Raw genomic sequence first — 13,326 nt, 5'->3', positions numbered from 1 at the left:
AGACGATGAAGAAACTGGCGGTCTATTGCGGTTCGGCGACGCCGGCCGACCTGACCTATATCGACGCGGCGCGCATGGTGGGCCGCACGCTGGCGGAACGGGGCATCGGCCTCGTCTATGGCGGCGGGCGGCTCGGCCTGATGGGCGCGGTCGCCGATGCGGCGCTGGAGGCGGGCGGCGAGGTGATCGGCGTGATACCCGAAGCCCTGGTCGGCGCGGAAGTGGCGCATCGCGGCTGCACGGAGTTGCACGTCGTCCAGACGATGCACCAGCGCAAGCAACTCTTCACCGACCTGTCGGACGGCTTCATCACGCTGCCCGGCGGGGTTGGCACGATGGACGAATTGTGGGAGGCGATCAGCTGGGCGCAATTGGGCTATCATCAAAAGCCGGTCGGACTGCTCAATGTCGCGGGCTTTTATGACCAGTTGATCGGCTTCAACCGGCAGATGGTGGAAGCGGGCTTCATCCGCGCGCAACATGCCGGGATTTTGATCCATGCCCAGGGCATTGACGAATTGCTCGACGCGCTGGCCGCCTATCAGCCACATGAGACCATCTTTGCGATGAAGGCGGATCGGCTCTGATCCTGTAGCGCAGGCATAGGGATAGGGGATGACTTGGGCAGGCGGGCAGGGCATGGCGATGGCATGACCGACCTGCCCATATTCGACCGCCCCGCGCTCGTCGCCCATGCCAAGCAGAGCATTGCGCGCGGCTCCAAATCCTTCGCCATGGCCTCGACCCTGTTCGATCCGCAGACGCGCGAGCGCGCTTGGCTGCTCTATGCCTGGTGCCGCAAATGCGACGATATCGCTGACGGGCAGGACCATGGCGGCACGTTGCAGGGCGTCGTGGACGGGCAGGCGCGGCTATCGACCATCCGGGTGATGACCGATCAGGCGCTGCGCGGCGAACCGACCGGCGATCCGGCCTTTGACGGCTTTGGCGTGGTGATGCGCGAATGCGCCATTCCCGCCCGCTATGCCCATGACCTGATCGAAGGTTTTGCGCTCGACGCGCGCGAATGGCGGCCGCGTAGCCAGGACGATATGCTGCGCTATTGCTATCATGTCGCGGGCGCGGTCGGCTGCATGATGGCGGTGCTGATGGGGGTCGATCCTGATGATCAGGCGACGCTCGATCGGGCGTGCGACCTGGGCCTTGCGTTCCAGCTTGCCAATATCGCCCGCGACATCAGCGAGGATGAGGCCGCCGACCGCTGCTACCTGCCGCAGGAGTGGCTGGCCGAAATGGATATGCCGCCGGGCGAACATATGAAGCCCTGGCTCCGGCCGCAGCTTGCCATATTGGCGCGGCGCATGGCGGACATGGCCGCGGCCTATGAGGAGAGCGCGCGCCATGGCACCGGCGCGCTGCCGCCACGGGCGGCCTGGGCCGTGCTGGCGGCGGCGGGCATCTATGGCGACATCGCCCGCGAAGTCGCGCGCCGGGGCGAACAGGCCTGGCACGCGCGCGTCATCACGACCAAGGCGGCGAAATTGGGCTGGGTCGCGCGGGCGGGGATGCAGGTGATCGGTCGCGCCAGGCGCTGGCCTGCCGATGCGCCCCGGCCTGCGTATTTATGGACGCGCCCGGCCGTTTGATCGCAACGCACATCGCTGTTCCCCGGCGGAGGCCGGGGTTCAGTCTCACGGTCTGAACTGGGCCCCGGCCTTCGCCGGGGAACCGCACCTATTGCCGCTAGCCATGCCCTTCACCGCAAGCGCAAAAAAAAGAGGGCCGATGCTTTCGCACCGGCCCCAGGGCTGTTCGCAGGAGGAACAAGGTGGGGCGGGCGGGCCATGTCCCGGTCGGGCGGCCCGCCCTGCCAAACTTACATATTGTAGGCGCGCTCGCCGTGCTCACCGAGGTCGAGACCTTGATGCTCGACTTCTTCGCTCACCCGCAGACCGGTGACGGCCTTGGCGATGAAGATGGCGATGGCGGTGCCGACCGAGGCCCAGACGATGGAGACGACCACGGCGATGATCTGCGTCATCACCTGGGCGCCCATGGCGGTCGAACCGTCGCCGGGGCCACCCAGGAAGGGCTGGTAGACGATGCCGGTGCCGATGGCGCCGACGATGCCGCCCACACCATGGATGCCGAAGGCGTCCAGGCTGTCGTCATAGCCAAGCTTGGGCTTGATGACCGACACGAAGTAGAAGCAGATGATCGAAGCAAGGGCACCCAGGACAATGGCGCCGAATGGCCCCGAATTGCCCGCAGCCGGGGTGACGGCGACCAGACCGGCGATCACGCCGGAGCAGAAGCCGAGAGCCGAAGCCTTGTGACCATGGGCCTTTTCAGCGAGCATCCAGAACAGCGCCCCTGCCGCGGTGGCGACGAAGGTGTTGATCATGGCGAGCGCCGCCGTGCCGTCGGCTTCCAGTTCGGAACCCGCGTTGAAGCCGAACCAGCCAACCCAGAGCATGCCGGTGCCGATCATCGTCATCGTCATGCTGTGCGGGGCCATTGGCTCCTTGGGATAGCCGATACGCTTGCCAAGGATGAGGCAGGCGACCAGAGCGGACACGCCAGCGTTGATATGCACCACGGTACCGCCGGCAAAGTCCAGCGCGCCCATGTCGAACAGCAGACCGCCGCCAGCCCAGACCATGTGGGCGATCGGGAAATAGACGATCGTGAGCCAGATGGCGGTGAAGAGCATGACCGCCGAGAATTTCATGCGCTCGACGACCGAACCCAGGACCAGGGCGGCCGTGATGGCGGCAAAGGTCATCTGGAAGCTGACAAACACATATTCCGAAATCACTTCGTCGGAGAAGGTGGCGGCCGTGCTGTCGGTCGTGACGCCGACCAGGAACCATTTGCCCCACGAAATGAAGGCATTGCCTTCAGGACCGAAGGCCAGGCCATAGCCGTACATGACCCAGATGAGCATGGCGAGGCAGGCAGCCGCGCCGATCTGCGTCATCGTTGCCAGCATATTCTTCGACCGGGTCAGGCCGCCGTAGAACAGCGCTAGGCCGGGCAGGATCATGAGCAGGACGAGGACGGTCGATGTCATCATCCAGGCGTTGTTGCCCGGATTGGGCACGGCTGCGGCGGGTGCCGCTTCGGCGACTTCCTGCGCCCAGGCAGGCAGGGCGGCGAAGAGCGACAGCCCCGCTGCCCCCGCCATCCCGCAAAGTTTCTTGGAAAAGGTCATCATTCCCCCCTTCTTACAGCGCGGTTTCGCCGGTTTCGCCGGTGCGGATGCGCACGGCCTGACCGACATCGAGGACGAAGATCTTGCCATCGCCGATGGCACCCGAATTGGCGGCCGCCTGCGTCGCTTCCACGACGCGCGGTGCCAGGTCGTCGTCGCAAACGACCTCGACCTTGATCTTGGGAACCATGTTGGTGGAATATTCCGCGCCGCGATAAATTTCGGTCTGCCCCTTTTGGCGACCAAAGCCCTTCACTTCGCTGACCGTCATGCCTGCGATGCCGAGGGAGGATAGTGCCTCGCGAACATCGTCGAGCTTGAACGGCTTAATGATAGCCATGACAAGTTTCATGTCGCCCCCTGTTACTGGTGTGCGGGGACATACTCAGCAAGAGGCGTGCCAATTTGCTAATGACGCGTTAATACGGGCTTAGCGTGCGGCGCGACGAAAAGCAGCGCCGAAAAATTGAGCAGCGGCGCGTGCCTGCTCAAAAAACAGGCAGCATCAGCCTACCATTGGCTGCCTTCTGCGATGGCCGCCTCTTCATCGGGCAGCGTCGTGCGCCCTAGGGCGGCGTTGCGGTGCGGGAAGCGGCCGAACCGTTCAATGATCGCGTGGTGATCACGCGCAAAGCCGAGCCAATGATCGTCGCCCGCCCCTTCGAACAGGGACAGCGCCGTCTCCTGATCCTCCAGCGCCTCGCTATGCATGAAGGGCATGTAGAAGAAGAGCCGCCCGGTCCCGCCGATCTGAACGTCATAGCCATGGGCGATCGCCCCGCGCGCGACATCGCGGGCCAGCGGATCGCTGGCGAAGGCCTGGGCGGTATCGCGGAACATATTGCGGGGCAGTTGATCGAACAGCAGGATCGCAGCCAAGGCCTCATCGGCGCGGTCGAGGAAGGCTTCGGGCGGCAATGCCTGTTTTTCCTGCCACAGATCGCCGAAACGGGCGATGCAGCGCTCGTCCAATGCGGGGTCTTTCTCCCACCATCCGGCCTCGCCGACTTCGTTGAACCAGAAGTCGAGCAGGGCTGCGGCCCAGTCGGCGGTCACGGCATCATGGCTGTCGGTGAGCATGTTCATACCGACCTATACAGACGAGCGGCCGATCCGGTTCCACCATAGGCCGCTTATGGCGATCAGGTCGCCGTGCCGCCTACCGTCAGCCCCTGCAGCAGCAGCGTCGGCTGGCCAACGCCTGCGGGCACGCTTTGCCCGCCCTTGCCGCACATGCCGATGCCTTCGTCCAGTGCCCAGTCGTTGCCGATGCCGACCACCTTGGTCAGCGCCGTCGGGCCATCGCCGATCAGCGTCGCGCCCTTGATCGGGTCGCCCAGCTTGCCATTCTCGACCTTATAGGCCTCGGTGCAGGAGAAGACGAACTTGCCCGACACGATGTCGACCTGGCCGCCGCCAAAGCTCTTGGCGAAGATGCCGGTCTTCATGCGCGACAGCAGTTCTTCGGGGTCGTCATGGCCACCCTTGATGAAGGTGTTGGTCATGCGCGGCATGGGACCATGGGCATAGCTTTCGCGGCGACCATTGCCGGTGGGTTCGACCCCCATCAGCCGGGCGTTGAGCCGGTCCTGCATATAGCCGCGCAAGATGCCATCCTCGATCAGGATATTTTCACGCGTCGGCGTGCCTTCATCGTCGATCGACAGCGACCCGCGCCGGTCGGCGATCGCGCCGTCATCGACCACGGTCACGCCGGGCGCGGCGACGCGCTCGCCGATGCGGCCGGAAAAGGCGCTGGTGCCCTTGCGGTTGAAATCGCCCTCCAGGCCATGGCCGATCGCTTCATGCACCAGCACGCCGGGCCAGCCGGGGCCAAGCAGGACGGTCATCTCGCCCGCAGGGGCAGCGACCGAGCGCATATTGACGCGCGCCTGCGCCAGCGCTTCGTCGATCGCGCGGTTCCATACGGCCGGGTCCATGACCTGATCGTAGAGATAGCGGCCGCCGATGCCGAAGCTGCCGGTTTCGCGGCGGCCATTCTCTTCGAGGATCACCGAGACGTTGAGGCGCACGAGCGGGCGGATGTCGGTAGCGGTAAAGCCGTCGGCGCGGACGATTTCGACCACCGACCAGCTGCCCGCCAGATTGACCGATACCTGCGCGACGCGCGGATCGCGGGCACGGGCGGCGGCGTCGATCGCGGCGCACAGCGTCACCTTCTCGGCGAAGGGCACGATCTCCAGCGGATTGGCATCGGTATAGAGATGGCGGTTGGTGCGCTGCGGCGGCGGGGCAGGCGGCGCGGCGGCGGGATCGAGCAGGGTCAGCGTCTGCGCCGCCTTGCGGATTGCCGCTTCGCTGATGTCGTTGGCATGGGCAAAGCCGGTCATTTCGCCCGACACGCCGCGCAGGCCGAAACCGGCATCGGTCGAATAATCGGCGGTTTTCAGCCGCCCGTCATCGAAGCCGAAACTCTCGCTGGCGCGATATTGCAGATAGAGTTCGCCATCGTCGCAGCTTTTAAGCGCATCGGCGGTCAGGCGGCGGGCGCCATCGGGATCGAGCAGGCCCGGACGATAGAGCAGGCCACGGGCGTCGGTAAAGTGCGTGGAAATATCGGTCATGCCATCCGATATAGGGACGGCATCACCCAAGCCCAACGGAAAAGTTAGAGGCTGGCCCCGGACGCGATGTCGGGCTTGTCGCCAATGTCCGCCGTGTCGGCGACGCCACCCATCAGCACGAAGCGCCGGTCGCAATAGCCGCAATCGACATAGCCATGTTCGTCAATCTCCAGAAAGACGCGCGGATGGCCGAGCGCGGCGGGAATGTCACCCGATCCGTCACAGGAAACGCGGGTTTTGGAGACTCGGAGGATTTCTGGCGGCTGGATCATGGCTGGGGGAATTAGCAGTGCGGACGCTGCGCCGCAATATGCCGCTACATCAAAGGCAGCGGTGGTGCCTTGCATGGGGTCGAGTCGTCGCCTTTCCGGGCCTTCGCAGCAGGTTGCCAGTCGGTGCAATCCTTGGCCGCGATCACCGCGAGTGGCGACAGCATCAACAGGGCAGGCGCAAGGGTGCTGCCGAGGAAGATGGGGTTGAGCATGGGCACAAGATGCCGCATTCATGCTTGCTGTGCGATGAACGTTACGCAGGCGGTTGGATTGACGGTGACCTCGCAGCATAGCTGCTTGGGAGTTTTGCCGGAAACCGTCCCCCGGACGGTTTCTGTTCGGCAAAACTGGTGGGCGATGACGGGCTCGAACCGCCGACATTCTCGGTGTAAACGAGACGCTCTACCAACTGAGCTAATCGCCCCCTTTGCGGAGAACCGCCTATCTAGGCGAAAAAGCGGTGCCGTCAAGCCGGGCCGTCACAACAGGCGAGTCAACTCGCCAGCAGGCGGCGGCTGGCGCCGAACCAGCGGATCATCGCGTCGGCGGCGTCCTGTGCCAGCGCGATGAAGATGCGGCGGCCATCCTGCGGGTCGGCCTGCCGTTCGACCAGACCCTTGGCGGTCAGGGTGCGAATCCAGCGCAGCGCCGTGGTCGGCGGCACGGCGGCGGCGATGCACAGGCTGGAGACGGAGACGCGCTCCTGCTCCAGCCGGGCGGCGAGCAGGTCGAGAAGCATGTCCCATGCTGGGTCCGCGAACAGATCGCCGGGCAGGAAGTCGGCGCGGATGCGGCGCGCGCGCAGCAGGTCGCGTACCTGCGTCGCGCTGAGCGTCGGCGTCTGGGCATAGGCTTGGGGTGCGGCGGCTCCGATCGGCGCGAGCGCGGGCATGCCGATATAGTCGCTCGGCCGGTCGGCGATGCGCGGGCCAGGGTCGAAGGAGGGCGCGGCAAAGTGCGACCGCTGCGTCAGCGCATCGAGCGTTCGGGCGAGGCGGCTGACCTCCGCGCTCAATTGTTCGAGCCGACTGCTGTCGCCATCCCGGTCATGGACCTGACCGGGGGCGGGGCATTCTTCGCCAGCCGTCACCAGGGCCGCGGCCAGGTCGCTATGGTCGGGGTCGCACAATAATTGGGTGTGCGATCCTTGGGCCGTTGCATAGGCCAGGTCGATCGTCTCCCATCCCGCGACCAGGATGACGGCCATCCCCTGTCGGACCGCCTGTGCCTCCACTTGCGCCAGCAGCGATTCCAGCGCGGGGGTCGATGCGGGGCAGAAGAGCAGCAGCACGTCGCATTGCAACTGGCCATCCAGCCGGGCCGGAGCGTCGGCGAGCGGCGCAACGCCGAGCAACCGCAACCCGGCGGCATCGGCCACCGGCGTCAGGTCCGCCGCATCGATTCGGTCGGCGACGACGAGCAATCCTGACCGATGATCGCGCCGCAAATGATCCGCCCTGCCCATGCTGTAGGAAAAATCTTCCATTATTGCCCCGCCCCGTTCTAGCTTCGTTCCTGGGAATAAAGCAAGAACGGATCAAAGCAGCCGCATCTGTCGCCATAGTGACGATAATCTGGTGCAAAAGGGTGCGATACCGGCCCTGTACGGGTGTTTTTCCACCATCTTCGCGCCGATCTGGCGAGAGGAGAGGGGGAGTGGCCCTATCCCTCCATTATGGAGTCAGTTGTCAGATGGCGCGCGCGAAGGCGATGTAGAGCGCGCGCAGCCGCATCGCGACCGGGCCGGGGATGCCCTCGCCAATCCTCTGTCCGTCGATCCGCACCACTGACTGGCACAGCGTCGACGCGCTGGCGATGAACGCCTCCCGCGCGGCAAGCGCTTCCGCCACGGTGAAGGGGCGATGGACGACCGCAAGGCCGCTTTCCTGCGCCAAGGCGGTCAGCGCCGCGCCGGTACAGCCCGCCAGCACCGCCTGGCTATAGGGGCGGGTGACGATGCCTTCGTCAGTGACGATGAAGGCGGTCGAGGATGCGCCTTCGGTCACGAAGCCGTCCTCCACCATCCACGCCTCCTGTGCGCCTGCGTTGCGCGCGGCCTGTTTGGCCATGACCTGGGCCAGCAGCCCGACGCTTTTGATGTCGCGCCGCGCCCAGCGCAGGTCGGCCATGGTCGCCACGGCGATGCCCGTGCGGACGGCGGGCACGTCCAGCACCGGCTTGTCCGCGACGAACAGGAAGAGCGTCGGTTCGATATCGGGCGCGGCGAGAAAATCGCGGCCCGCCTCCGCCCCGCGCGTGAGCTGGAGATAGACCAGCCCCTCGGTCACGCCGTTGCGCGCGATCAATTGCGTCTGCACCGCTTCGATCTGCGCCAGCGACACGGGCAGGCGGATGCCGAGCGCGTCCGCCGATCGCTCCAGCCGGGCGAGATGGCTGGCGCTGTCCACCAGCCGTCCGTCGATCACCGCCGCGACCTCATAGACGCCATCGGCGAACAGGAAGCCGCGATCGAGCGGCGAAATGCGCGCCTCGTCCAGTGGCAGGAAAGTGCCGTTCAGATAGGCGATTGCCATAAGTCCCGTCCTTCGCTCTGATCCGCTTTTAGCCGCCGAAGCTGACGCCGATCCAGAGCGTGCGCGGCGTGCCCAGATCCATCGATCCGCCCGCGTTGCGCGTCACGATCGTCTCATCCAGCAGATTTTCGCCCCGCGCCACCAGCGTCACGCCGCCCGCCAGCGGCAGCCGCGCGATCGCATCGACCGTGATCGCATGCGGCAGCACGTCGCTTTGCAGATCATCCTCATATTGTTTCGCGACATAGCGCAGCGTGGTCGACAGCGTCGGTCCCTGCGCCGGGCTGTAGGCGATGGTGGCGCTGGCGGCATGGCGCGGGCTTTGCGCGGGGGTCAGGCCGTCAAACGCTTCGCCCGGCGCATGAACGCGGCTGCGGCTATAGGCGTAGGAGGCCGACAGGCGCATGGCACCCAGCGTCGCGTCCGCCGTCAATTCCACGCCCTTGGCGACGATCCGGTCGATATTGCGGCGCTGGCGCGTGGTGGCGGTCAGCGTCACATTGGCGACCGCATCGTCCAGCCGGTTGATGAAGCCGGTCGCCGACAGGCTGATGCCCGGCGCCGGGGTCAGATCGATGCCGACTTCCGCGCCTTTCAGCTTTTCCGGCGTCAGCGCATCATTGGCCTGCGTCGTGATCGGAAACACCACAAAGGGGCGATAGAGTTCGTTGAGCGTCGGCAGGCGGAAGCCGCTATAGGCCGCGCCGCGCAGCGCGATCGCGTCGCTCGCCCGATAGAGCGCGCCCGCCCGGCCCGACACTTCCCAGTCCGACCGGTCGGCATAGTCGCTCGACGTGCCGACGCCGCTGGTCGCGCTGACCTGCCGGTAGAAGCCGTCGCTGATCGACCAGCGATCGGCGCGCACGCCGCCGGTCAGCACCAGCCGCCCGTCCGCCCCGCCTGGCGTCCAGTCATTCTCGACAAAAATCCCGCGCGTCCACTGCTGGCCACCGGCATGGCGACGGAAGGTCGCGGGATTGCTGGCGCTATTGGCATTATAGGCGTCCTCGAACATGTCGCCGCTCGCAAAGCGGCTGTCCACGCCCACGCGCAGCACATGCGCTTCCCCCACCGGCGGGCGCAGCTCGATCTTGCCGCCGATCCCGGTCGAGGGCGTGTTGCGCTGGTCCAACGTCCGGCGGAAGGTGGAGGAGGAGATGACGATGTTCGAGAAATTGCGCACCTGCACATAAGCGAGGGCATCGACCTGCCACCGGCCGCGATCGATATAGCGGATGCTGGCGTCCTGCCCCTGGCTGCTATTGTCCGCCCCGGCGAAGCGCAGCGTGCGCTTATCCTCGAACAGGGTCGCGCGAAATTGGATTTCCGACGTGGCGGAGATCGGCGCGACCGCGCGCAGGTTGGTGGACCAGCCGTCATAGGCGGCGGGCACGGTCGCGGCGACGCGCTGGTCCTTTGGCGTGGTCTGGAACCCGTCGCCCCGGTCCCACCGTCCCGACAGCAAGACATAGCCATTGCCAAGGTCTGGCGTGACGCTGGCGGACAGCTCGGTCGAATCGCGGCTGCCATAGAAGGCGCTGGCGGCAAAGCCCGGCAACTGGTCGCGCGTCGCGCTCGCCAGTTCGATCGTCCCCGCCACCGCGCCCGCGCCGAACGCGCCGATGCCGCCGCCGCGCGTCACCCGCACCACCGAGAGGCGATCAGGCACCAGCGCGCTGAACGGGATATAGCCGAAAAACGGGTCCGCCATCGGCACCCCGTCGAGCAGCACCAGCGTCCGGCTCGACGCATTGCCGCCCAGCGCGCGCAGCGTCGCTCCCTGCGCCGAAGGGTTCGCCGATCGGCTGTCGGACCGGCGGAATTGCTGGAAGCCCGCCACATCGCCCAGCACGCTTTCGATCCGGCCCGATGCGCTGTCCTGCAATCGCTGGCGATCGATCACCACGGATCCATAAGCGGGCGTGCCGGGCGGCAGGTCCAGCCCCGCGCCGGTCACGACGATGGTGGCCGGGTCACCCGCCGCCGGTTGCGCCAGCGCGATGCCGGGCAGGAAGAACAGGATGGTGGGGACAGTGAGAGATTTCATGCCCCCGCTCTCCCCATTTCGGCCGCCTTTTGCAAATGGAAAGGCCGCGCCTCACTCCAGCCGGCGGATCGCCCGTTCGTCGCAAGTGGGCGTGACCCGCTCGACCGGACTGACGCCGGGCACCTGCAAGGATTGCCCGATGCGCAGCGGCGCGAACCGCTTGCGCGCAATCCCCTGGCACCGCAGCGCCAGTTCCAGCATGCGCGGCGGCGTATCCCATTGTTCGTAGGACAGACGGAACGTCCCCCAATGAATGGGGATGGCGGTCGATGCGCCCAGCCGCTTGAACATCTCCACCGCCTGGATCGGCCCGACATGCGCGTCCGACTGCATCTGCCCCTTCCAGAAGCGGAACGCGCCGATGGGGATCAGCGCCAGCCGGATCGGCCCGATCCGCGCGGCCTCGATCGGCCAGCCCATGTCGCCCGCGCCGGTGTCGCCTGCAAAGAAGATATTGCCCGCCCGCGTCGCGATGACGAAGCTCGACCACAGCGCCCGGTTGCGGTCGCTGCCCCAGCGGCTGCTCCAATGATGGTTGCGGGTCACATGGACGCGATAATCGGGGCAATGTTCGTAATTGCCGCACTGGATCACCGCGCCCGGCGCCAGCCCGTTGAGCGCCGCGCCGCTGACCGACTGGCCCCAATCGAGCGCGGTCGCGGGAATGCCATGCGCGCGGAGCAGCGCGTCATTGCCAAGGCTAGTGACGATCTTGGGCTTGTCCCGCTCCCACAGGCGCTTGAGCGTCGGCAGGTCGAGATGGTCGTAATGATTATGGCTGATGACGATCAGGTCGATCTTGGGCAGATCATCGAAGCGGATGCCCGGCTCCGCCACCCGCTTGGGGCCAAAGGGGGGCAGGGGGCTGGCATGGTCCGACCAGATCGGGTCGGTCAATATGTTCAGCCCCGCCGCCTGCACCAGCACGCTCGCATGCCCGACCCAGGTCGCCACCATGCCGCGCGGCGCGGCAAAGGGCGCGGGCCTGGCAGGCTTGACCGCAATCCCGACCGGCCACTCCGGCCGATCATCATCGCCCAGCAGCCAGCGCATGAGGAAGCCCGTCCGACTGGTGCCGGGCGGCGCGGGCGGCTCGATCGCGCCATCGGGATTGAAAAAATGCGCGCCGTCATAATGGCGGCTGACCGGCCCGTCATAATAGATGCGGTCGAGGAACGGCGGAACGATGGTGATCGCCAGACACAGCGCCACCACCGCGAACAACAGCGCGACCCCCAAGCCCCTGACGATGCGGATAAGGCGACCCATGCGGAGCGCCATAGCGGACGGGGGCGGGGGAGCAAGGGGGGTGTGGGGGTGATCGGCACCCTATAAGATTATCCGCGCGCCTCGCCTATGCCGCACGGGCCACAGCCAGTTCTACTCAACGGTAAGGAAAGGCGCGACAATCAGGCCTGTATCTCCCCTCCCCGGCGGGGAGGGGCAGGGGGAGGGGGAGCGAGGCAAAGCCGAGCGTCAAAGCTGGCGGCGGCACACCCCCATTTCACCAATCCCAAGTCGTCACCCTGAACTTGTTTCAGGGTCCATCTATCGCCACGAGCCACCGCTTTTTGGGGCATGATGGATGCTGAAACAAGTTCAGCATGACGAAGAGAAATGGGGTGCGCTCCGTATGCAATTGCCCTGCCCTCAAAGGGTAGGGGTCGAAAGAGCGCAACCGAGGCGCACCGCCAACAGCGCCGCACCCACACCGTCACGACCCGCCCCGCTTCCCCCCCGCCTCCCCCGCGCCGCCGTCATCGGATCAGGCTTCGTCGGCGGGGTCCAGCCCGGCGGCGGGGTCATGCGTTGCTGGCTGGTGCCAAGGCCCATCGCGCCGGGGCGGGACCGCTCCACCCCGGACAGATCGGCCGCCTTGGCCTCCGCCGCGCTGGCGCCCCCGCGCATCAGGCTGATCGCGTCGCGGCACCGCTTCGCTTCCTCGAAATCGAGCGCTTCGGCAGCCGCCGCCATCTTGCGCGACAGGGTTTCGATCGTGTCGTCCATGGCGGGTAAACGCGCGATCGGGGCGTTAGGCTGCATAGGGACGCGCGTCGGCTGTACCCTACCAATGGCCAATAGTATGTGGAGACAGAGAAGTTCATTTTACAAATGATAGCTCCACTTTAAGCTACGGATGCAGACTACCAAATTCACAGATAGTTCGAAAAAAAATGGCGCCGCCTTGGAGGCGACGCCACATATCATCAAGATTCTATTATCACTTGCCTAAGCGTTTTGCCATCTTTTGGATGGAGGCCGCATCGCCTTCAGCAACATATCCTTGGGATGTTCTTTTAACCTTCACTCCCGCAGGTGCCGCTGCTTTGATTTGCCGATCTACCGCCGCAAGGACAGACTTTTCCAATTCACGGCTGAGTTGCCCCGGCGAAGTGAGATTTTTTCCATTGAAGGTCAGTTTCATCATTTATCCTTTCGGCGGAAATGGGTCGTTGCCAAAGCTCCAGCTCTCGCGGAACTGACCGTTACTGCCTTGGATACGAAGTTCGGACGCCTGATTGCGCGCGATCTCGCGTCCCAAGCCAATCGCCTCGGCCTGAGTTTCGCAACGTGCGGTGAGACGAGAATTCCCCTCACCACGAACGCCCCAGCCTTCACCATTGCGAACTACATACTGATTTTTACCGCTCATTCTTCACTTCCTTTACATCTGACCAAATCACAGAACGCTTGACTCCCGAGCATCCAACTG

At 65.4% G+C, this 13,326-nt stretch carries 14 protein-coding genes and 1 tRNA gene; 2 read left to right on the top strand and 13 right to left on the bottom strand.

The window, feature by feature from the left end; genetic code table 11:
• Positions 1 to 5: 5 nt before the first annotated feature.
• Complete coding sequence (locus OVY48_RS09310) at positions 6 to 587, top strand: TIGR00730 family Rossman fold protein (RefSeq protein ID WP_313922629.1); 582 nt, start codon at positions 6 to 8, stop codon at positions 585 to 587.
• Positions 588 to 650: 63 nt separating this feature from the next.
• Positions 651 to 1,607, top strand: coding sequence for a phytoene/squalene synthase family protein (locus OVY48_RS09305; protein ID WP_313922628.1), 957 nt, complete (start codon positions 651 to 653; stop codon positions 1,605 to 1,607).
• 230 nt (positions 1,608 to 1,837) lie between these two features.
• Here OVY48_RS09305 and OVY48_RS09300 read toward each other — a convergent pair whose 3' ends face one another.
• The 13 genes from OVY48_RS09300 to OVY48_RS09240 form a co-directional block, all read right to left on the bottom strand.
• Positions 1,838 to 3,175 carry an ammonium transporter gene (locus OVY48_RS09300; protein WP_313924736.1) on the bottom strand — a complete coding sequence of 446 codons (1,338 nt, stop codon included), beginning with the start codon at positions 3,173 to 3,175 and terminating at the stop codon, positions 1,838 to 1,840.
• A gap of 13 nt (positions 3,176 to 3,188) precedes the next feature.
• On the bottom strand, positions 3,189 to 3,527 hold the full coding sequence (locus OVY48_RS09295; protein ID WP_037476545.1) for a P-II family nitrogen regulator: 339 nt from the start codon (positions 3,525 to 3,527) through the stop codon (positions 3,189 to 3,191).
• 158 nt (positions 3,528 to 3,685) lie between these two features.
• Positions 3,686 to 4,261 (bottom strand): DUF924 family protein, encoded by a 576-nt coding sequence (locus tag OVY48_RS09290; protein WP_313922627.1) that lies wholly within the window; start codon positions 4,259 to 4,261, stop codon positions 3,686 to 3,688.
• 56 nt (positions 4,262 to 4,317) lie between these two features.
• The gene (tldD, locus tag OVY48_RS09285) at positions 4,318 to 5,760 is read right to left on the bottom strand and encodes a metalloprotease TldD (RefSeq protein WP_313922626.1); all 1,443 of its coding nucleotides are present in this window, start codon (positions 5,758 to 5,760) and stop codon (positions 4,318 to 4,320) included.
• A 44-nt stretch (positions 5,761 to 5,804) separates the two neighbouring features.
• Positions 5,805 to 6,032 (bottom strand): zinc-finger domain-containing protein, encoded by a 228-nt coding sequence (locus OVY48_RS09280; protein WP_037473436.1) that lies wholly within the window; start codon positions 6,030 to 6,032, stop codon positions 5,805 to 5,807.
• Between the two features lie 348 nt (positions 6,033 to 6,380).
• A tRNA-Val gene (locus tag OVY48_RS09275) sits at positions 6,381 to 6,456 on the bottom strand.
• A 69-nt stretch (positions 6,457 to 6,525) separates the two neighbouring features.
• A complete protein-coding gene (locus OVY48_RS09270; protein WP_313922625.1) occupies positions 6,526 to 7,518 on the bottom strand; it encodes a MarR family transcriptional regulator in 993 nt (330 codons plus the stop codon).
• A 202-nt stretch (positions 7,519 to 7,720) separates the two neighbouring features.
• Entirely contained in the window at positions 7,721 to 8,566 is an 846-nt protein-coding gene (locus tag OVY48_RS09265; RefSeq protein WP_313922624.1) for a D-amino-acid transaminase, read from the bottom strand.
• A gap of 28 nt (positions 8,567 to 8,594) precedes the next feature.
• Positions 8,595 to 10,613, bottom strand: coding sequence for a TonB-dependent receptor (locus OVY48_RS09260; protein ID WP_313922623.1), 2,019 nt, complete (start codon positions 10,611 to 10,613; stop codon positions 8,595 to 8,597).
• Between the two features lie 51 nt (positions 10,614 to 10,664).
• Positions 10,665 to 11,882: an MBL fold metallo-hydrolase gene (locus tag OVY48_RS09255; protein ID WP_313922622.1), complete on the bottom strand. Its 1,218-nt coding sequence runs from the start codon at positions 11,880 to 11,882 to the stop codon at positions 10,665 to 10,667.
• Between the two features lie 381 nt (positions 11,883 to 12,263).
• The gene (locus OVY48_RS09250) at positions 12,264 to 12,656 is read right to left on the bottom strand and encodes a UvrB/UvrC motif-containing protein (RefSeq protein WP_313922621.1); all 393 of its coding nucleotides are present in this window, start codon (positions 12,654 to 12,656) and stop codon (positions 12,264 to 12,266) included.
• A gap of 178 nt (positions 12,657 to 12,834) precedes the next feature.
• On the bottom strand, positions 12,835 to 13,041 hold the full coding sequence (locus OVY48_RS09245) for a hypothetical protein (protein ID WP_313922620.1): 207 nt from the start codon (positions 13,039 to 13,041) through the stop codon (positions 12,835 to 12,837).
• Positions 13,042 to 13,266, bottom strand: a complete 225-nt coding sequence (locus OVY48_RS09240) for a DUF2188 domain-containing protein (protein WP_313922619.1) — start codon at positions 13,264 to 13,266, stop codon at positions 13,042 to 13,044.
• Positions 13,267 to 13,326: the final 60 nt, after the last annotated feature.

The sequence above is a fragment of the Sphingobium sp. SA2 genome (genome assembly GCF_032227065.1).
In the GTDB taxonomy this organism is placed as follows: Bacteria; Pseudomonadota; Alphaproteobacteria; order Sphingomonadales; family Sphingomonadaceae; genus Sphingobium.
This window is presented reverse-complemented; position numbering and strand designations above follow the sequence as displayed.

Excerpts from the sequence above, each read along its gene's own strand:
- OVY48_RS09295 (WP_037476545.1), bottom strand. The coding sequence starts at position 3,527 with ATGAAACTTGTCATGGCTATCATTAAGCCGTTCAAGCTCGACGATGTT.
- tldD (WP_313922626.1), bottom strand. The coding sequence starts at position 5,760 with ATGACCGATATTTCCACGCACTTTACCGACGCCCGTGGCCTGCTCTAT.
- OVY48_RS09300 (WP_313924736.1), bottom strand. The coding sequence starts at position 3,175 with ATGACCTTTTCCAAGAAACTTTGCGGGATGGCGGGGGCAGCGGGGCTG.
- OVY48_RS09280 (WP_037473436.1), bottom strand. The coding sequence starts at position 6,032 with ATGATCCAGCCGCCAGAAATCCTCCGAGTCTCCAAAACCCGCGTTTCC.
- OVY48_RS09245 (WP_313922620.1), bottom strand. The coding sequence starts at position 13,041 with ATGATGAAACTGACCTTCAATGGAAAAAATCTCACTTCGCCGGGGCAA.
- OVY48_RS09305 (WP_313922628.1), top strand. The coding sequence starts at position 651 with ATGACCGACCTGCCCATATTCGACCGCCCCGCGCTCGTCGCCCATGCC.
- OVY48_RS09270 (WP_313922625.1), bottom strand. The coding sequence starts at position 7,518 with ATGGAAGATTTTTCCTACAGCATGGGCAGGGCGGATCATTTGCGGCGC.
- OVY48_RS09310 (WP_313922629.1), top strand. The coding sequence starts at position 6 with ATGAAGAAACTGGCGGTCTATTGCGGTTCGGCGACGCCGGCCGACCTG.
- OVY48_RS09290 (WP_313922627.1), bottom strand. The coding sequence starts at position 4,261 with ATGAACATGCTCACCGACAGCCATGATGCCGTGACCGCCGACTGGGCC.
- OVY48_RS09265 (WP_313922624.1), bottom strand. The coding sequence starts at position 8,566 with ATGGCAATCGCCTATCTGAACGGCACTTTCCTGCCACTGGACGAGGCG.
- OVY48_RS09260 (WP_313922623.1), bottom strand. The coding sequence starts at position 10,613 with ATGAAATCTCTCACTGTCCCCACCATCCTGTTCTTCCTGCCCGGCATC.
- OVY48_RS09240 (WP_313922619.1), bottom strand. The coding sequence starts at position 13,266 with ATGAGCGGTAAAAATCAGTATGTAGTTCGCAATGGTGAAGGCTGGGGC.
- OVY48_RS09255 (WP_313922622.1), bottom strand. The coding sequence starts at position 11,882 with ATGGGTCGCCTTATCCGCATCGTCAGGGGCTTGGGGGTCGCGCTGTTG.
- OVY48_RS09250 (WP_313922621.1), bottom strand. The coding sequence starts at position 12,656 with ATGCAGCCTAACGCCCCGATCGCGCGTTTACCCGCCATGGACGACACG.